The sequence below is a fragment of the Candidatus Methylomirabilis limnetica genome, from assembly GCF_003044035.1.
GTDB classification, from domain to species: Bacteria; Methylomirabilota; Methylomirabilia; order Methylomirabilales; family Methylomirabilaceae; genus Methylomirabilis; species Methylomirabilis limnetica.
Genome location: NZ_NVQC01000022.1, coordinates 119107 through 137467, shown reverse-complemented (window position 1 = coordinate 137467; position 18361 = coordinate 119107). Strand labels below are relative to the sequence as shown.

Annotated in this window: 17 protein-coding genes and 3 tRNA genes; 18 read left to right on the top strand and 2 right to left on the bottom strand. The window is 58.8% G+C overall.

Annotated elements, in window-relative coordinates; translation table 11 throughout:
* Positions 1-4 precede the first annotated feature (4 nt).
* From truB to CLG94_RS07850, 17 genes are all read left to right on the top strand, one after another.
* A complete protein-coding gene (truB, locus tag CLG94_RS07930) occupies positions 5-943 on the top strand; it encodes a tRNA pseudouridine(55) synthase TruB (RefSeq protein ID WP_107562399.1) in 939 nt (312 codons plus the stop codon).
* Entirely contained in the window at positions 943-1905 is a 963-nt protein-coding gene (locus CLG94_RS07925; protein WP_107562397.1) for a bifunctional riboflavin kinase/FAD synthetase, read from the top strand. The genes truB and CLG94_RS07925 overlap by 1 nt, the downstream gene beginning before the upstream one ends.
* 64 nt (positions 1906-1969) lie before the next feature.
* Positions 1970-2239, top strand: coding sequence for a 30S ribosomal protein S15 (gene rpsO, locus CLG94_RS07920; protein WP_107562830.1), 270 nt, complete (start codon positions 1970-1972; stop codon positions 2237-2239).
* Positions 2236-4347 (top strand): polyribonucleotide nucleotidyltransferase, encoded by a 2112-nt coding sequence (gene pnp / locus CLG94_RS07915; protein ID WP_107562395.1) that lies wholly within the window; start codon positions 2236-2238, stop codon positions 4345-4347. Before rpsO ends, pnp begins: the two co-directional genes overlap by 4 nt.
* A gap of 3 nt (positions 4348-4350) precedes the next feature.
* The gene (locus tag CLG94_RS07910; protein ID WP_107562393.1) at positions 4351-5604 is read left to right on the top strand and encodes a M16 family metallopeptidase; all 1254 of its coding nucleotides are present in this window, start codon (positions 4351-4353) and stop codon (positions 5602-5604) included.
* Positions 5605-5761: 157 nt separating this feature from the next.
* On the top strand, positions 5762-7054 hold the full coding sequence (purB, locus tag CLG94_RS07905; protein ID WP_107562391.1) for an adenylosuccinate lyase: 1293 nt from the start codon (positions 5762-5764) through the stop codon (positions 7052-7054).
* A 1-nt stretch (position 7055) separates the two neighbouring features.
* Positions 7056-7310 (top strand): phosphoribosylformylglycinamidine synthase subunit PurS, encoded by a 255-nt coding sequence (gene purS, locus CLG94_RS07900; protein ID WP_107562389.1) that lies wholly within the window; start codon positions 7056-7058, stop codon positions 7308-7310.
* Positions 7307-8002, top strand: coding sequence for a phosphoribosylformylglycinamidine synthase subunit PurQ (gene purQ / locus CLG94_RS07895; protein ID WP_107562387.1), 696 nt, complete (start codon positions 7307-7309; stop codon positions 8000-8002). The genes purS and purQ overlap by 4 nt, the downstream gene beginning before the upstream one ends.
* Positions 8003-8012: 10 nt before the next feature.
* On the top strand, positions 8013-10235 hold the full coding sequence (gene purL / locus CLG94_RS07890; protein WP_107562385.1) for a phosphoribosylformylglycinamidine synthase subunit PurL: 2223 nt from the start codon (positions 8013-8015) through the stop codon (positions 10233-10235).
* 15 nt (positions 10236-10250) lie between these two features.
* Positions 10251-11555, top strand: coding sequence for a homoserine dehydrogenase (locus tag CLG94_RS07885; protein WP_107562383.1), 1305 nt, complete (start codon positions 10251-10253; stop codon positions 11553-11555).
* A gap of 7 nt (positions 11556-11562) precedes the next feature.
* Positions 11563-12627, top strand: coding sequence for a threonine synthase (thrC, locus tag CLG94_RS07880; protein WP_107562382.1), 1065 nt, complete (start codon positions 11563-11565; stop codon positions 12625-12627).
* Positions 12628-12686: 59 nt separating this feature from the next.
* Positions 12687-12761 (top strand) — tRNA-Gly (locus tag CLG94_RS07875).
* A gap of 128 nt (positions 12762-12889) precedes the next feature.
* A tRNA-Cys gene (locus CLG94_RS07870) sits at positions 12890-12965 on the top strand.
* A 110-nt stretch (positions 12966-13075) separates the two neighbouring features.
* Positions 13076-13162 (top strand) — tRNA-Leu (locus CLG94_RS07865).
* A 159-nt stretch (positions 13163-13321) separates the two neighbouring features.
* A complete protein-coding gene (locus CLG94_RS07860; protein ID WP_107562380.1) occupies positions 13322-13666 on the top strand; it encodes a hypothetical protein in 345 nt (114 codons plus the stop codon).
* 395 nt (positions 13667-14061) lie between these two features.
* Positions 14062-14481: an Xre family toxin-antitoxin system antitoxin gene (locus tag CLG94_RS07855; RefSeq protein ID WP_239993191.1), complete on the top strand. Its 420-nt coding sequence runs from the start codon at positions 14062-14064 to the stop codon at positions 14479-14481.
* The gene (locus CLG94_RS07850) at positions 14481-14984 is read left to right on the top strand and encodes an RES family NAD+ phosphorylase (protein ID WP_161954086.1); all 504 of its coding nucleotides are present in this window, start codon (positions 14481-14483) and stop codon (positions 14982-14984) included. Before CLG94_RS07855 ends, CLG94_RS07850 begins: the two co-directional genes overlap by 1 nt.
* A gap of 91 nt (positions 14985-15075) precedes the next feature.
* On the opposite strand, the gene CLG94_RS13020 is transcribed toward CLG94_RS07850, so the two are convergent.
* The gene (locus tag CLG94_RS13020; protein ID WP_133174670.1) at positions 15076-15378 is read right to left on the bottom strand and encodes a hypothetical protein; all 303 of its coding nucleotides are present in this window, start codon (positions 15376-15378) and stop codon (positions 15076-15078) included.
* Between the two features lie 672 nt (positions 15379-16050).
* Here CLG94_RS13020 and CLG94_RS07845 point away from each other — a divergent pair.
* Positions 16051-17712 carry a hypothetical protein gene (locus tag CLG94_RS07845; RefSeq protein ID WP_107562374.1) on the top strand — a complete coding sequence of 554 codons (1662 nt, stop codon included), beginning with the start codon at positions 16051-16053 and terminating at the stop codon, positions 17710-17712.
* A gap of 263 nt (positions 17713-17975) precedes the next feature.
* On the opposite strand, the gene CLG94_RS07840 is transcribed toward CLG94_RS07845, so the two are convergent.
* Entirely contained in the window at positions 17976-18191 is a 216-nt protein-coding gene (locus tag CLG94_RS07840; protein WP_107562372.1) for a helix-turn-helix domain-containing protein, read from the bottom strand.
* Positions 18192-18361: the final 170 nt, after the last annotated feature.

The window sequence follows — 18361 nt, the reverse complement described above, 5'->3', positions numbered from 1 at the left end:
TGTGATGGAACTCAGCGGGGTTCTTAACATCAATAAGCCTGGGGGGATGACCTCCCATGATGTGGTGGACGTGGCGCGGCGTCTTCTGAAGATGCGTCGCATTGGCCATACCGGCACGCTCGACCCGAGGGCTACCGGCGTTCTGCCGCTCTGCGTTGGGCGCGCGACCCGAATTGCGCAATTTCTTACCCAGGCCGATAAGGAGTACCTGATTACGATGCGGCTGGGGATCACCACCGACACCTTGGATGCTGATGGGAAGGTGCTGTCTGAGACGGACAATATCAGCGTAGATCCTGCTGATTTGCCGGACGTCCTGAATCGATTTGTTGGCGAGATCCAGCAGGTGCCGCCACTCTTCTCCGCGAAGAAGCATCACGGGGAGCGCCTATATCGCCTGGCTCGGCGTGGCGAAACAGTCGAACGGCAGCCGATCACGGTGCGGATCCACGAGCTCAAGCTCCTGGAGATTGACCTGCCCTTCGTCCGATTCCAGGTCAGTTGTTCTAAGGGAACGTATGCCCGCAGCCTGTGCGATGATATTGGTCAAGTCCTCGGGTGCGGCGCACACCTGTATGCGTTGACTCGCGTCCGGTCGGGTCGCTTCCTGGTTGAGGACGCACTGACGCTACAGCAGTTCGAGCAGATCGTTGTGGAGGGTCGCATCCTGGAAGTACTGCTCCCCATCGGGGAGGCGCTGGGGCATCTCCCCGCTGTCCGTGTTCATCCAGAATCCTCTCGATGGGTCGTCCAGGGAAGCGGAATGGCGGCTGGCGCGCTGCTCAGTTTCCCCATGGAGGTAGAGAAGGGCGATCTCGTCCGAGTCTTGGGGTATCGTCGCCAGCTCCTTTCGCTCGCTGAGGTGACGGTTGCCGGCCGGGAGTTCGCCACAATCGACCCGCGCCGGATTGTCCTGAAGCCGGTACGGGTCCTTGCCGGGTAATGATTGTTATTGAGCAGATCGAAGAGCTGGGGGACGACTATCCCTCTCCTGCGGTGGCGGTCGGGACGTTCGACGGGGTCCATCGCGGGCATCGTGAGATCCTTAAGCGTGTGGTACAGCGGGCTCGCCAGGAAGAGGGAACAGCGGTTGTCTTCACCTTCGCGCGGCATCCGTTAGAGGTGGTGGATCCTTCAAAGGCCCCGCCCCTCATCACCCCGCTCTCAATCAAGCGGGACATCATTGCCGCTCTTGGCGTCGATCTGATGATCGCAGCTACCTTTACCCCGGGCCTTGCTGCTACCTCGCCGCGCGATTTCGTAAAGACCTACCTGGTTGATCGGCTGCGGGCACGGTTTGTCTGTGTCGGGTACGATTTTGCCTTCGGTAATGCCAGAGCCGGCTCTCCAGAGGTGCTCAGGAAGCTTGGAGAAGAGCATCAGTTCGGGCTCGATGTAGTGTCTGCGATGGCAGTAGACGGCCAGGTCGTCAGCTCCACGCTCATCCGCGCCTTACTGGCGGCGGGGGATTTGCGGCAGGCTGCGCGCTATTTAGGGCGGCCCTACGCGATCCGCGGACACGTCGAGCATGGCGCCGAACGGGGAAAAGGGCTGGGGTATCCGACAGCGAACTTACCCGCTACGGCTGATCTGCTCATTCCGGATGGCGTATACGGTGGCCAGGCGTGGTTGAAGCAGGGATTACATAAGGCGCTTGTCAATGTCGGGAGTGCTCCGACCTTTGGTGGTGAGGCGCGTCGAGTGGAGGTCCACCTGCTTGAGGTAGAGGAGGAGTTGTACGGGGAGACACTCACGCTCTTCTTTCTCGAACGCCTACGTGACGAGCGACGCTTTGAGAGCCCGTCACTACTCCGGCAACAGATCGACAGCGACAAGCGGCAGGCGGATGCGGTGTTTGCTGCCTTCCCGCGGTTTTCTCCGGAAGATTGGACTTTACTACCCTAAAGGCGTATGATACCGTCCGTGCGAATGTTGGTATCTACTCAAGAAGAAAGGAGGACATAGCTTGGTGGTCAAGGCATCCGTAAATAAGCAAGAGGTCATTGGGCAGTATCGGCTTCATGATAGCGACTCCGGCTCTCCGGATGTGCAGATCGCGCTCCTTACCGGACGAATAGGGTATTTGACCGACCATCTGAATGGCCACAAGAAGGACCATCACTCTCGGCGAGGGCTGCTCCGCCTCGTTGCCCGGCGCAGGAAGCTCTTGGATTACCTCAGGAGCAAAGATGCGAGCCGGTACAAACAGATCATCGAAAGGTTGGGAATTCGTAAATGAGTTGTCGTGTCGAGCAAATCATCGAAGGGAAATCGTTGAGTATCGAGGCCGGGCGCGTGGCCAGGCAGGCCGATGGCGCAGTGTTGGTCCGGTACGGCGACACGGTCGTTCTTGTCACAGCGGTGGCGTCGAAGCAGATGCGGCAGGGGATCGATTTCTTTCCGCTTACTGTCGATTACCAGGAACGGGCGTATGCGGCAGGTAAAATCCCTGGCGGCTTCTTTAAGCGAGAGGGCCGTCCCCATGAGAAGGAGACGCTGACCTCGCGCCTCATCGATCGCCCACTCCGTCCGCTCTTCCCGGATGGCTATCGACACGATGTCCAGATTATCGCCACGGTTCTCTCGGCTGACCAGGACAACGACCCTGACGTCCTGGCGGTGTTGGGCGCCTCTGCCGCTCTCACCATATCGCCTATTCCGTTCCTCGGGCCGGTCGGTGCAGTCCGGGTAGGCCGGGTGGGTGGCAAGCTGGTTCTCAATCCAACGTACATCCAGATGGAAGAATCTGACATCGATGTGGTGGTAGCGGGGACCAGAAGCGCGATAGTGATGCTTGAGGCTGGAGCTACTGAGGTCACTGAAGAGGTGATGGTCGAGGTGATCGAATTTGGCCATAAGGGGATCCAGTCCATGATCGACATGACGCTGGAGCTGGCGAAAGAGCTTCGGGTTGAAAAGGCGCCCTTCAGGGTTCCTCCCGTAGATCCTGAGCTGGGTGAGCGCGTGAATCACCTGGCTCGCCAAGGGCTTCGGACCCTGACCGGGATCGCCGAGAAGGAGGAGCAGCGCAGCCGTCGGCAGGCGCTCCTTGACGAGGTTATGGGCCAGTTTAGCGCTGATCCGGATGATCGGAAGGTCGCCGTCAAGAGGCTGTTCGAGCAGATCGAGCACGAGGAGTTGCGCCGAATGATCCTGGAAGATGGGAAGCGATCGGACGGAAGGTCGCTTGAGGACGTCCGGCCGATCACCACCGAGGTCGGAGTCCTGCCAAGGACTCACGGATCGGCCCTCTTCACCAGGGGTCAGACGCAAGCCCTCGTGACCACCACGCTCGGCACCTCGCAAGATGAACAGCGCATGGATACTCTCGAAGGAGAGGGTAAGAAACGGTTTATGCTCCATTACAATTTTCCACCCTTCAGCGTCGGCGAGGTCAAGTTTATGCGCGGACCTGGTCGGCGAGAGATCGGGCACGGGGCCCTTGCCGAGCGGGCTCTTCTCTCGGTGCTGCCGACGAAGGAGGAGTTTGCGTATACGCTTCGGATTGTCTCAGATATCCTCGAGTCGAATGGGTCGTCTTCCATGGCTACGGTCTGCGGTGCGAGCCTCAGCTTAATGGATGCCGGGGTTCCGATCCGGTCAGCGGTGGCTGGGGTCGCAATGGGGCTCGTCATGGAAAATGAGCAGACGGCTATTCTCACCGATATCATCGGGCTTGAGGATCACCTTGGCGATATGGACTTTAAGGTGGCCGGTACCCGGCAAGGGATCACCGCGCTGCAATTGGATATCAAGACCCAAGGCATCAGCCCTAGCCTCATGCCGAAGGCTCTGGGTCAGGCCAAGCGCGCCCGACTCCACATCCTGGATCAGATGGACCGCGCCCTTGCAGAGCCAAGGGTGAATATGTCAGCGTATGCCCCGCGCATCCTCACGATTATGATTCCGGTAGACAAGATCCGTGATGTCATTGGTCCTGGTGGCAAGGTGATCCGCGGGATTGTGGCAGAATCCGGGGCGAAGATCGATGTCTCGGACGATGGGCGGATCGAGATCGCCTCTGTTGACGAACAGGCAGCGCAGAAGGCGTTGGCGATCATCAGCAGGATTGTCGAGGTTCCTGAGGTTGGCAGGGTCTATCGAGGGAAGGTAGTCAAGATCATGGACTTTGGTGCCTTCGTCCAGATTCTTCCTGGTACCGATGGTCTTCTGCATATCTCTCAAATCTCCGCTGAACGGGTGATGAAGGTCGAAGACGTCTTGTCGAATGGGGAAGAGGTCATGGTAAAAGTTATCGACATCGACAAGAGCGGCAAGATCCGGTTGAGTCGGAAAGAGGCGATGGAATCGGGGGGGCAACTCAAGGCTGAGCAGAGGTCCTCCTGACCGATGGCCCGTTTCTCCTACAACCGCCAGGTGTTGCCAAGCGGGATGGTCGTCCTCAGCGAGCAGATGCCTGCTGTCAAGTCGGTCTCGATCGGCGTGTGGGTGAAGGTTGGATCTCGGGATGAGGCTTCCGATGTAGCCGGCATCTCCCACTTCATCGAGCATATGCTCTTCAAGGGGACGGAGCGGCGTAGCGCGCAGGAGATCGCCAGGGCGATTGACGCCATTGGTGGTACGCACGACGCCTCCACGAGTCGCGAGGGTACCTGTTTCTTTGCCAAGGTCCTAGGTGAGCACCTGCCCCTGGGTATCGATATTCTGGCCGACACCTTCCTCCATTCTCGCCTCGATCCCAAAGATATTGAGCGGGAACAGCAGGTCGTTCTTCAGGAGATCAAGATGGTGGAGGACACTCCTGACGACTTGGTTCACGACCTCTTTGCCGAAGCGATCTGGGGTGATCACCCGGTAGCCAGACCGATCCTGGGGCGGAAGGAGACGGTCTGTCTCATCACGCAAGACGATATCCGCCGCCACATGGGTCGCTTCTACCGTCCCGATCGAACCGTGATAGCTGCAGCCGGTGATCTGGATCACGAGCAGTTGGTGGATCTGGTGGCGCGGGCATTCGACGGTTTTGAAGGCCGAACCGTTCACGCCGATCCTCCACCACCGTCTTCCAGCGCGGCGGTCAGGGTGGAGGAGCGCGATACGGCCCAGCTCCACCTGTGTCTCGGCATGGATGCCTTACCGTATGCCCACCATGATCGCTATGCCCTCTACCTGTTGAACGCCATGCTGGGTGGCAGCATGAGTTCTCGGCTCTTCCAGGAGATTCGCGAAAAACGAGGTTTGGCGTATTCGATTTACTCTTACCAGGCCGCCTATCGCGATTGCGGTCTGCTGGTCATTTATGCCGGGACCAGTCCGGAGTCCTCAGGCCAGGTCGTCGACCTGATCCGGGCGGAATGCGCCCGCATGCGGAATCAGCCGGTCGATCCCAGTGGTCTCCAACAGGCGAAGGATCAGCTCAAGGGCAATCTGCTCCTCGGTCTCGAGGGGACGAGTAGCCGAATGACTCGTCTTGCCAAGTCCGAGATCTATTTCGATCGCACCTATGACCTGGATGAGATCATCGCGGGGATCGATGCGGTGTCCACCGATCAGTTCGAGTCGCTGACGAGACGGCTGTTGCGCGACGAGTCGTTTGCCATCACCTCTATCGGCCCTGTTCCCCAAGCGGCCCTACTCTCCTGACAGTCGATCTAGCCAACCATTCTCTGTAGCGTCTATCGCGTCCATAGCGTGCGGCGTCGATAGCGTCTATCGCATCCATAGCGTAATACGCAACGGACGCAATGACGCAACATACGCAATAGACGCTATGAACGCAACAGACGCGAGAGGACAACTGATGATTCCTCGCTATGCGCTCCCCCGAATGACCTCCGTGTGGGAACCACAGAACCGGTACGCCACCTGGCTGCGAGTCGAGCTGTTAGCCAGCGAGGCCTGGGCCGAGCTGGGCGTAGTTCCGCGCGAGGCGTTGGCCGTGATCCAGGAGCGGGCCAGCTTCGACCTTAACCGTATCCAAGAGATCGAACGGGAGGTTCGCCACGATGTCATCGCCTTTGTCTCGGCGGTGGCGGAGCGGGTCGGCCCGGAGGCACGCTATCTCCATTTCGGGCTGACGTCCTATGATGTGGTTGACACGGCCCTGGCGTTACAGCTTCAGCAGGCTGCCGACATTTTGCTGGAAGACCTGGAGGCGCTCCGCCTGGTGATCGCTGACCTCGCCCAACGCCACAAGCGAACGATCATGGTTGGACGGACGCATGGAATCCATGCCGAGCCAGTGACCTTTGGTTTGAAGCTCCTGCTCTGGTATAGCGAAGTGGAGCGCAATCTCGATCGCCTCCGCCGGGCCAAGGAGACCGTGGCCTATGGCAAGCTCTCTGGCGCCGTTGGGACCTTCGCCCATCTTCCACTATCTGTGGAAGCGTATGTCTGTACTCGGTTGGGGCTAAAGCCAGCACCTATTTCCAGCCAGATTCTATCCAGGGATCGACACGCCGAATTTATGCTTACGCTTGCCCTGATCGGGACCTCCCTGGATAAGTTCGCCACCGAGATCCGCCACCTGCAGCGAACCGAGGTACGTGAGGTCGAGGAGCCGTTTGTCGAAGGACAGAAGGGATCATCGGCCATGCCTCACAAGCGCAACCCGGTCGTCTGTGAACAGGTATCCGGGTTGGCCAGGCTGCTCCGAAGTTACGCCCAGGCGAGTCTGGAGAACGTGCCGTTATGGCACGAGCGCGACATCAGCCACTCATCCGTGGAACGGGTGGTGCTCCCCGATGCGACGATCTTGCTTGATTACCTGTTGGTCCGCTTTCGGGAGGTCATGGAGGGTCTTCGGGTCTATCCGGATCAAATGCGGTATAACCTGGAGCTGACAGGGGGTCTGGTGTTCTCGGAGGCGGTGTTACTGGCACTGATAGGCAAGGGGCTAAGCCGGGAAGAAGCCTACCGGATGGTACAGCGACATGCCATGAAGGCGTGGGAGTCGCATGAACCGTTCAAGCCGCTCCTGCTAGCCGATCCGGAGATTTGCCGGCACCTTTCGCCTGTCGAGGTTGAAAACTGCTTTGACCTGGACTATCATCTACGGCATCTGGATGACATCTTTGCTCGTGTGGGGCTATGATATGCTGATCGCTAAGATCTACGTTACCTTGAAGCCGGACGTCCTCGACGCTCCTGGGACTACGGTAAAGTCGGCTCTTGAGACGCTGGGATTTGAGGGGCTGGCGGACGTACGAATCGGAAAGTTCATCGTGCTGACGCTGAATAGCCTTACGAAGGAGGAGGCGGCTGCACGGGTTGAGGAGATGTGCAGGCGGCTGCTTGCGAACCCGGTCATTGAAGACTACCGCGTCGAGGTGGAAGGGGCTGCGGGATGAAGTTTGGCATTGTAGTCTTCCCTGGTTCTTGGAGCCAGCAGGACTTCTACCATGTCATCGTGAACGTCCTGAAGGAGCAGGCCTGCTACCTGTGGCATAAAGAGGCTGACCTCAAAGACGTGGATTGCGTGATCCTCCCCGGAGGATTCGCCCATGGTGACTATCTGCGGGCCGGCGCTATCGCGCGACTGTCCCCCGTCATGCGAGCGGTGACGGCCTTTGCGGAAGCCGGCGGCTTTGTTCTGGGAAGCTGCAACGGATTTCAGGTCCTAACTGAGGCAGGGCTGCTCCCTGGCGCACTGCTACCTAACGACTGCTTGCACTACCGGTGCAGATGGGTCCACCTGAGGGTGGAGAGCCGGCAGACTCCCTTTACGGCTACCATACCACTCGGGCAGGTGATGCGGATGCCGATCTCTCATGGCGATGGGCGGTACTTTATCGACCAGGCGGGCTGGAGAAGGCTGGTGGATGGCGACCAGATCATCTTTCGCTATTGTGATGCGAATGGAGCGCTCGCGAAGGACGCAAACCCGAACGGGTCGCTTGACCAGATTGCCGGCGTTTGCAACGAGCGTCGCAATGTCCTTGGCTTAATGCCTCATCCGGAACGAGCCGCCGAGCCGATCCTGGGTTCTGAGGATGGTTGCCTGATGTTTGCGTCGATCCTTGATACCTTTACCCGCATCTGAGGCTTCCGCTATGACCGTGTCTGTCATTTCCCCGGATCTTGTAGAGTCGCACGGCCTGACGGTCGAGGAGTACGACAGAATTCTGGCGATTCTCGGTCGTGAACCGAACCTGGTTGAGCTGGGGATGTTCGGCGCGATGTGGTCGGAACACTGCAGCTATAAAAGTTCGCGAGTCTATCTGGCTACGCTTCCAACGGAGGGTCCACGCGTCCTCCAGGGGCCAGGGGAGAACGCGGGTATCCTTGATATCGGGGATGGCCTTGCCCTTGTCTTCAAGATGGAAAGTCATAACCACCCGTCTTTCATCGAACCGTATCAGGGGGCTGCTACGGGTGTGGGGGGGATCATCCGAGATATCTTCACTATGGGCGCGAGACCGATCGCGCTGTGTGATTCGCTCCGCTTTGGTCCGCTGACCGACCCAAAGAACCGCCACCTGTTCTGCAGCGTGGTCGCTGGAATCGCAGGATATGGGAATGCGGTAGGCGTGCCGACTGTAGGCGGAGAGGCCTACTTCGCCGAGCCGTATAGCAGCAACCCGCTGGTGAATGTCATGTGCGTGGGGATTGCCAAAAAGGATCGGCTCTTTTTTGCCGGGGCTGGCGGGATCGGCAATCCGATTATCTATGTCGGCGCCAAGACCGGACGCGACGGCATCCATGGCGCGACGATGGCCTCTGACGTCTTCGACGAGGGGGCTGAAGCGCGGCGGCCGACCGTCCAGGTTGGTGACCCGTTTCGTGAAAAGCTGCTGATTGAGGCCTGTCTTGAGCTGATGGAGGGCGATGATCTAGTCGCGGTTCAGGATATGGGGGCTGCGGGATTGACCTGTGCGACAGCCGAAATGGCCAGCCGCGGCGGTACCGGGATCGAGATGGACCTCGCCAGTGTCCCCAGGCGAGAGCTGGAGATGACCCCGTATGAGCTGATGCTTTCAGAGTCGCAGGAGCGGATGCTCGTTGTAGCGAAAAAAGGAAGCGAGGATCGGGTCAGAGGGGTATTCGAAAAATGGGACCTCGACGCGGCGGTGATCGGGCAGGTTACCGAAGGGGGGCTCTTGCGGGTCCTGGATCATGGAAGGCTGGTTGCAGAGATCCCGGCTAGTGCCCTAGCATCTGAGGCACCCGTCTATCACCGGCCGATAGCTCGCCCCGAGGATGCCGATGAGCGGCGACGCCTCGACCTCCAGACCATTCCATTGCCTGACGACTATGCTGCAGCACTGTTAGAACTGTTGCAGTCGCCCAACCTCTGTTGCAAGGAACGGATCTGGGAGCGATATGACCACATGCTGTTCCTGGGCACGATCGTCGGGCCCGGGTCGGATGCCGTGGTCCTGCGGCTACCTGGCGGCAAACGTGCCATTGCGCTCTCTACCGACGGCAATAGCCGCTACTGCGCCCTCGATCCGTATCGGGGGGCGATGATCGCCGTGGCTGAGGCGGCCAGAAACGTCGTCTGCGCCGGCGGAGAGCCGCTCGCCATCACCAACTGCCTGAACTTCGGCAGCCCGGAGCGCGCTGAGATCATGTGGCAGTTCGTCGAGGCGGTCAAGGGGATTGGCGAAGCCTGCCGGGCTCTACAGACCCCAGTCACCGGTGGCAACGTAAGCCTCTATAATGAGACATCGGGAAACGCGATATTCCCTACGCCCATAATAGGGGTGGTCGGTCTCCTGGATGATGTTGCCTATGCCACAGGCCAGTGGTTCAAGAGCGAAGGGGATCTGGTGGCGCTCTTGGGGGAGACGCGTGAAGAACTGGGAGCAAGCGAATATCTCGCGACCCGGTTCGGCCTCGTACAGGGTGAGCCGCCGTCACTTGACCTGGCCAGGGAGCGAAACGTTCAACGTGTCTGCCTCGAGGGAATTCGTAGTGGGATGATTCGCTCGGCGCACGACTGCTCGGACGGGGGCCTAGCCGTCGCGCTGGCAGAGGCGTGCCTGGGCGGCCAGGGGACGCCGATTGGTGTCGATGTGATACTCAGCGAAACGATTCGCCCCGATGCCTTGCTCTTCGGGGAATCGCAATCCCGGATCGTCGTATCTCTGAAGGAGTCCGACTGGCCCAGGCTGGAGAAGATGGCTGAGGCGCACCAGGTTCCTGTGCAGCGTCTTGGAACCGTCGGGGGGACAAGGTTTAGGCTTAGTGGCCCAACGTGTGGGCTTGACCTTTCCATTGAAGAGGTCGAGAGGGCCTGGAAAAGCGGACTAGCGTCGTCCATGGGTGCGTGAGGCGGGAGGCGTGCGATGAAATCTATCCAGATCGGGATCTTGGGGTGTGGGACGGTGGGATCCGGGGTCGTGAAGCTGATTCAGGAAAACGGGGATCTCCTGCAGCAGCGGCTCGGCGGAAGGGTTGTGATCCGCCGGATCGCCGACGTCGATATCCATCGAAGGCGAAACGTAGAGGTGGACCCTACGCTACTGACTACGGATGCGACGGCTGTGCTGGAGGATCCCGAGATCGACATCATCGTCGAACTGATTGGGGGCTGTGATGTCGCGCTCAGGTTTTGCCGGGAGGCGCTCAACCGGAAGAAGCATCTGGTGACAGCCAACAAGGCGCTCCTGGCCACTCACGGGCTTGAACTCTATCGGACCGCTGCGGCACAACGAGTATCGATCGGGTTTGAGGCCAGCGTCTGCGGTGGTATTCCTCTGATCCGGGCGATGAAAGATGGGTTAGTGGCCGATCGGGTCCGCTCGATCATCGGAATTGTGAACGGTACCTGTAATTACATCCTCACAACGATGACGGAAAGTAAGCGGCCCTTCGCCGAGGTGCTGGCCGAGGCTCAAGCCCATGGCTATGCCGAGGCCAATCCCTCCTTTGATGTGGACGGGATCGACTCCGCCCACAAGCTCCAGATCCTGGCGACACTGGCGTTCGGAGCCTATGTCCCCTTCGATCGGATTCATGTCGAGGGGATCAGACAGATCGATGCCTCCGACATCGAATACGCCCGCGAGCTGGGATATCGGATTAAGCTCCTGGCGATTGCCAAGCAGCGTAATGGCGAGCTGGAGGCAAGAGTGCATCCGGCACTCATTCCAGAAGATAACCTGCTGGCCGCAGTCGGCGGTGTCCACAACGCTGTCTACGTTGTCGGCGACGCGGTGGGTTCCCTGATGTTCTACGGGAGAGGAGCGGGCCAGATGCCAACCGCCTCAGCGGTCGTCAGCGACATTGCGGAGATCGCCAGGGGCCTGCTGCACGATCCAACCGCAAGGGGCGTTCCGCCTCCACCGATCTCCGATGCAGAGGCCAAGATCAAGGACATGGCGTCCGTCCGCTCCTGCTACTACCTCAGGATCATGGCGATCGACAAGCCAGGGGTACTCTCAAGGGTCACCGGGATCCTGGGCAGCAACAACATCAGCCTCGTATCCGTCATCCAAAAGGGACGTGAGGAGCAGAGCGCCGTGCCGATCGTCATGATGACCCATGAGGCGGTAGAGGGCGATATGCAACGGTCGCTTCTGGCCATCGATCAACTCGATGTGGTGGATCGGCCAACCATGTGCCTCAGGGTCGAGGGAGTCACCGATTGAGCCTGTCATGCGGACAATGAGCTGGAAAGGGATCATTGATCGGTACAGGGCATTTCTGCCCGTCACCGATCGGACGCCGATCGTCACCCTGAATGAGGGGAATACGCCGCTCGTGCGCGCCGAACGGCTCCAATCCGCACTTGGGGTTGAGGCGGAGGTGTATTTGAAGTATGAGGGGCTCAACCCAACGGGCTCCTTCAAGGACAGGGGGATGACCCTCGCCATCAGTAAGGCGGTGGAGGAAGGGGCGAGGGCCGTCATCTGCGCCTCGACTGGGAATACCTCGGCCTCTGCCTCGGCATATGCGGCTCGGGCAGGACTGCGTGCCTATGTGCTGATCCCAGAGGGGAAGATCGCGCTGGGCAAGCTTGCTCAGGCGATGATCCATGGCGCGCAGGTGCTACAGATCGAGGGCAACTTTGACCTAGCCCTGCAGATCGTGAGGCAGGTTGCTGCGGATCAGCCCATCGTGCTGGTCAACTCGGTCAACCCGTACCGGATCGAGGGTCAGAAGAGTGGCGCCTTTGAGATCTGCGACTGGCTCGGCCGAAGCCCGGACTACCATTTTATTCCGGTCGGCAATGCGGGCAATATTACTGCGTACTGGAAGGGGTACCAGGAATATTACAAGGCCGGACAGATCAACGCGCTGCCGAAGATGATGGGATGGCAGGCCGAAGGCGCGGCGCCTATCGTCCTGGGAAAGGTGGTCGAGCAGCCCGAGACCGTTGCGACGGCCATCCGGATCGGTAATCCCGCGAGCCGGCATGGGGCGATGGCTGCTGCTGCCGAGTCCGGAGGGCGGATTGATATGGTTTCTGATAGCGAGATTATCGACGCCTATCGCCTTCTGGCCCGGACCGAAGGGGTCTTCTGTGAGTTGGCATCGGCCGCCTCGGTGGCCGGGCTCATCAAATTTTGCCGATCGAACCGCCTCCAGAAGGATGCGGTAGTGGTATGCGTACTCACCGGGCACGGCCTGAAAGAACCCGATGCCGCCATCCGCCTTTCACAGCAGCCCGTCACGGTGAAGGCCGATCCCGAGGCTGTCCTGAAGCTCCTGTCGCTCTAGTTGGTTTGGCGGTTTTCGTTTGACAGTCTGGACCGCCGACGCTATAGTCTCTTGCTAGCGCGGGAATAGCTCAGTGGTAGAGCATCGCCTTGCCAAGGCGAGGGTCGCGGGTTCGAATCCCGTTTCCCGCTCCAATATTGCGACAGACGAAACCGTTATCGAGTAGATGCATGATGTAATCACGCATATTGTCCAAGATCGTACCCACCCATTATTTCTTACCGACCCAATTACTGAATCACGTCATCATTGCTTATCTCATGGCGGCGTAGCCAAGTGGCTAAGGCAGAGGTCTGCAAAACCTTTATTCGGCGGTTCGAGTCCGCCCGCCGCCTCCACCCAATTCGAATCAGAACCATCGAGAAGGGGAAGGCGTTAAACACACCAGAGCAATGGTGGAAGGTTCAACCACTGCTTCGAAGCGGGCCATAGTACACGAAAGGATGCTGCCGGGGTGGCGGAACTGGCAGACGCACGGGACTTAAAATCCTGCGGGCTTCGGCCTATGCGGGTTCAATTCCCGCCCCCGGCACCACTACTTCTAGTAAGTTACACGCCTCTGCTTCTTCTCCTTTCGTACGATCCTTCCCATATTGTGAAAGTTCTGTGAAGCTTCTCGAGTGTGAACGGGGAATGCGGAACTGAATTCCGCGCTCCGGGGAACACGTGTATCGGCCTGCCGATGAGCAGGCGGATGTGCAAAGAAAACCTCGGGTTTCTACCAGGCCATGAGAATCCCGATGCTATTGAAAATGCTTATCAAGAATGGAAGGCTTGGATTGAGCAGGGCCAGAGAAATAATGAAGGTCTCCTGATTTTTGTGCTTGAATCGCCACAGCGGCAAATCATCGAAACGATTCGAGCCCTCAATCAGCGAAAAAGCAGCTTATGCCACAAACCACGATTTGGCTGCGTCGATGTCCGGAGCGGCACGTTCTATGGCCCGCCACGTGGCTGGTTAGATGAGTATCTCCTGGACTTTGGAGTCGATACATTCTGGAATGAGATCATGAAAAGTGTAGGCTCCATCATTACCTAAACATCTTTACAGTGATCATGGTGATCAGGAATAGCTTGCGGTGTTTTGTTGTACGGAGTCTGATCACATATATCGGTTGACCGGTCTGTTGCTTATGGAGGTAGGTCAACTATCGCCCGGTAGAACCAGGTGGCATGCAAGCCGGTTCGCAAGCCACGAGTTGACTAACACCTCGATTGAAACGTCTATCCCGCCATGCGTAGCCCCGCCACTCCCGTACTATCTTTTTGGAGTTGACAATCTCTCCATAGGGAGCTACCCTACAAGGCAGGAGGGAGCACACCATGTCCAGACTGCCCCGCAGGGCACCACAGATATCGCAACACTCAGGGACGATCGGCCCAGCCGTAGCGGACCGACCGGGTTCTTCGACGCGTAGCAGACGACGTGTGCCAATGAAGAAGGGCGTCATGGCGTTCAAGACGTTTGTGTCTCACGAGACACCCCTCGCAGAGAAGATTGACCTCATTCGAGGCGGAGTCGCCGCTCGTGTCGTCGATGACATGGTCGAGTACCTCGGCGTGTCAAAGCACGTCATCTTTCAGGTCCTCCACACGCCCGATAGCACCGCCCATAAACTGATCAAGGACAAACGACGACTCAATGCCGCAGCCTCCGAACGCGTGGTACGGGTTGCTGACATCATGCGGATGGCGCAAGAGACCTTTGGCGGACAGGAACCGGCAGCTCAGTGGCTCACGAGGTCGAACCTGGCATTGGGCGGTATCACGCCATTATCTATGTTGGATACCGAACCAGGCGCCGACGAGGTTCGTAGGATCCTGTCGTCGATCAATTATGGTGGAACATTCTAGTGGCGCGCGCCGCCGTCTGGCGGATCGCGCGGCGTCCGTACGCGCTCGACAGGCTTGGGGTTGGCGCACGCGAAGACGGCGGGCGCTGGAACTACCCCGGAACCGCCGTCATTTACGCTGGCCGCACCATCGCCATTGCGGCATTGGAGAGATTTGTGCACGTTGCCGGCATCGTGCCACGGGACCTTGTCCTTGTTCGAGTGGTGTTGCCTGACGACCATTCGGCAGAACAACCAGCGCTGACCAACCTTCCCGAAGGCTGGGATCTCGTACCAGCGGGACCGGCAAGCATGGCATTCGGGATGAAATGGGCCAGGGAAAGCCGCTCGCTGGTCCTCTACCTCCCCTCAGCACTCGTCAGGGAAGAACAGATCGCGGTCCTGAATCCCAATCACGCGGAATTTGCTACGGTGACGATGCGTATCGAGCGAGATTTCCACTACGATCCGCGTATGTACCAGCCTCGAAGAGCCACAACGGCGACCAATCCCAGCGTAGAGTAACGTCCATACATGGCCCGAGACGCTCTCACGTTCCCACGCACATAGCAGGCTAATGTCCCAACACTATCATCATCTTCCGAGGCGCCAAGCCTCAGTGGCTGAGCGGGACAAGCAGGTGCGGTTCACGACGCTCTTGCACCACGTCTACAACGTCTAGCACCTGAAAGCGGCGTACGTCGCGCTGAAGCGAGACGCTGCCGCCGGGGTCGACGGCGAGACGTGGGGGCACTACGGGGTGCCCATGAACCGCCCGGCGTTGTTCACGTTCTGTTTCCAGGTTGGGCGACTCCGGTGTCGTACGCTGCGGCGGCGTAGCCAGACCGCTCGTATCGCCTGGGAGCGGATGCGGCGGCTCATTCGGCGCTGGCTGCCCCCCCCTCCACGCATTTGCCATCCCTATCCCCTGAGGCGACTTGGCGTTGTCACCTGAGGCAAGAGCCCAGTGCGGTAATCCCGTTCGCTGGGATCTGTGGAGGGGGTTGTAATTAATCATCAATTCCTACTCCGACTCCCTCCATCGCATCCCTCCTGGTTTCGTGTGAGGGATCGATGGTACGGCTTTTTTACGAGAAATGCCCCCTAAAGGTGGTACACTTTTCATGACCATTCCTGGTACAGTTTCTCATGACCGGTGACAACAATTGGGCCTACTGGCCATAATGCACACAATAAAATAGTGACAGACACTATTATCGTAACAATTCGTGGTGTTCGCGGTCATGATCGTGCATGCCACGGATTACTCGAATCGTTGCATTCGGTCACCCGTATCATGTAAGGCACCGAAGGAATGATCACCTGGCGATCGTTCGGCACGACCGCGATTCGAAGGCACACGATGACATAGCGGCCGCTGCGGAAGAGACGGGTTCATCTGGGAGGTGCGCAGGAAACTAGACGAGTAATACGCATGTTGCAGAGGGGAAGACCAAGAAAGGATTTCAAGGGAGAGTGACTGTCCATATATCACTGAAAGTGAAGCGCTCAGGGGGAGATGAGTGATGGGAAGATAGGTCGCAGGGGGTGATTCTTGGTGCGTTGGCAGGGGCATCTCAGGAGGAAAGCTATGAAGGAGCCATGGCGATTGTGGGTACATGCGCTGCGCTGGGCCATTGTGTGCGGGCTCATGACGGGCGCGGTTGGCTGGACGGTGGAGGCGGACGCGCTATCTGGACGGGCAACCGTGAAGCGTGACGGGGTGCCCCTCTATGCCCAGATGGCCACCACGAGCAAGGTGCTGAGTGCTCTCGCGCGAGACGCGATCGTGCAGGTCGATTTTGCCCTCCTCAATGCCCAGGGACACTGGTGCCGAGTCACGGAGGTGGCCTCGCCGCGAAGGGCCGGCTACGTGCGCTGCGACGACCTCGAGCCCGAGCCGCCAGACCGTGGCCAGCCGAATGTCGTTCGGCAGGAAAAACAGCAAGGTGTTCCTGGGCCAGCAGTGGAGACGGTGGCCAGGGAGGCGCGGCGGCACTTGTCCAGGGAAGACGCCCAACAGTTGGAGGACGGGCTGAAGCGTAATCCGGAGGATCTGGATGCCCGGGCACGCCTGCTCGATTATTATTTTGCGCGGTCACTCCGTTTGTCCGGGGCGGCCGTGACGCTGGAGGCACGCCGGCGGCACATCCTCTGGCTCATCCAAAACCGCCCAGAGGCCGAATTGGCTGGCACGCCGGCGGCAACGATCGACCCAGCAGGGCACTCATTAGCGGACCCGGAGGGCTATCGGCAGGCAAAGGCGCTGTGGCTTAAGCAGGTCGAGGGGTACAAGACGAGCACAAAAGTGATGAGGAGCGCCGCGAAGTTTTTTCAACTTCCGGACAAAGAACTGGCGGAGAGCGCATTGAAGCGGGCGCAGGTGCTTGAGCCGAAGAACCCTGAATGGTCCGCCAGCCTGGGCTATCTCTACGCGCTGGGAATTATGGGCGTGAATGGCCTGAATCAAAACGGACTTCCAACATCTGTGGATCCAGCTGAAACGACCGGAGCGTTTGCGAAAAAAGCCAGGGAAGAGCTGCGGAGATCATCAGACGCCGCGCTTATTTTAGCGGCCGGGAGTACTCTTTCTCAATATGGGTCCATGATTTACGGGACGGGGCTGAGCAAGCAGGATTACCGTGGTCTCGCGGAGGAACTCCTCAAACGGTCTGGAGGATCTGGGTCGAACGCCATGAGCTTAGGGCGGCACTACAAGCTTGAGCGGCTGCGCGCTCAGTCAACTGAAGCAAAAACCGAATTTGCCAAGAAAGAACTGGCACAGTGGGAACAAGCGATACCAGGCGCGCCTGATGAGGGGTGGAGGTCCATGATACTGGGTGACGCTGCGAAAGCCGCAGTTGAAGCTGGGGAGCTGAAGAAAGCTGAGAATTTTGCGACTGAGTTGCTTGAAATCGCATCTCGGCACACGGGTGAGGAGGAGTACGGACCAGCAGTGCATGACGGCAACATGATCCTGGGGCAGCTTGCGTTAAGACAGGGCAACATACAGGAGGCGAAGGCGTATTTAATAAAGGCGGGGCACACACTCGGTGGGGGCACGCTGACCTCTTTTGGCCCCAGCATGAGCCTTGCGAAGGAACTGTTGGAACGGGGCGAAAGGGAAAGCGTCATCGAGTATCTGGAGCTTTGCAAGAAGTTCTGGGGCTACGAGAAGGACCTCTTGGAGCGCTGGATACAGACGATTAAGTCGGGAGGGACCCCCCAATTCGGGGGGAATCTCATCTACTGACTCGATCAAGATTGGAGGAGTGGCAGGGAGAAGGGATCGAGTGACCCCTTGTCCCAAGATAGACCCCAACCTTCCAGTTTATGGCTGCCCTTTCGTCACGTACTTCGCGTATATCCACGGGCTTTGGTGAACGCGGGTTACATCATTGGGCGAGGCTGCGTGATAAATCCGGCGTCTGCGCATCGTAAAATAGTAAAATAGGGACAGACACTATTATCGTGATAATTCATGGTGTTAGCTGTCATGATCGTGCATGCCACAGATTACTCGAATCGTTGCATCCGGCCACCCGTATCATGCGAGGCCTCGGGCTGTTCTCGTGCCACCACCAAGGCATCCACCGCGCCAGGCCGAATCCGTAGCTTTCTCCCAAAGCGGCTTGCTGACAGGTCGCCCCTCGCCACCAAGTCATACACCGTGCAGACCTTCAGGTTGAGCAGGGCCGCCACCTCTTGCGCGCTTAAGAGCCGGTCATCCATGCGTGACGCTCCTTTTTCATGGTCCAACTCACGAAAACCAAAGCACCCACGCTCCGCCTACGGTCTCCCACCTGATGCGGGGTGTCGTCAACTCCCATTCGGTGACAGTGAGTTGTCTGGCTCCCCTCCGCCCGTCGCCTGTGTCCAAACTCTGTCCAGACACGGTCCAA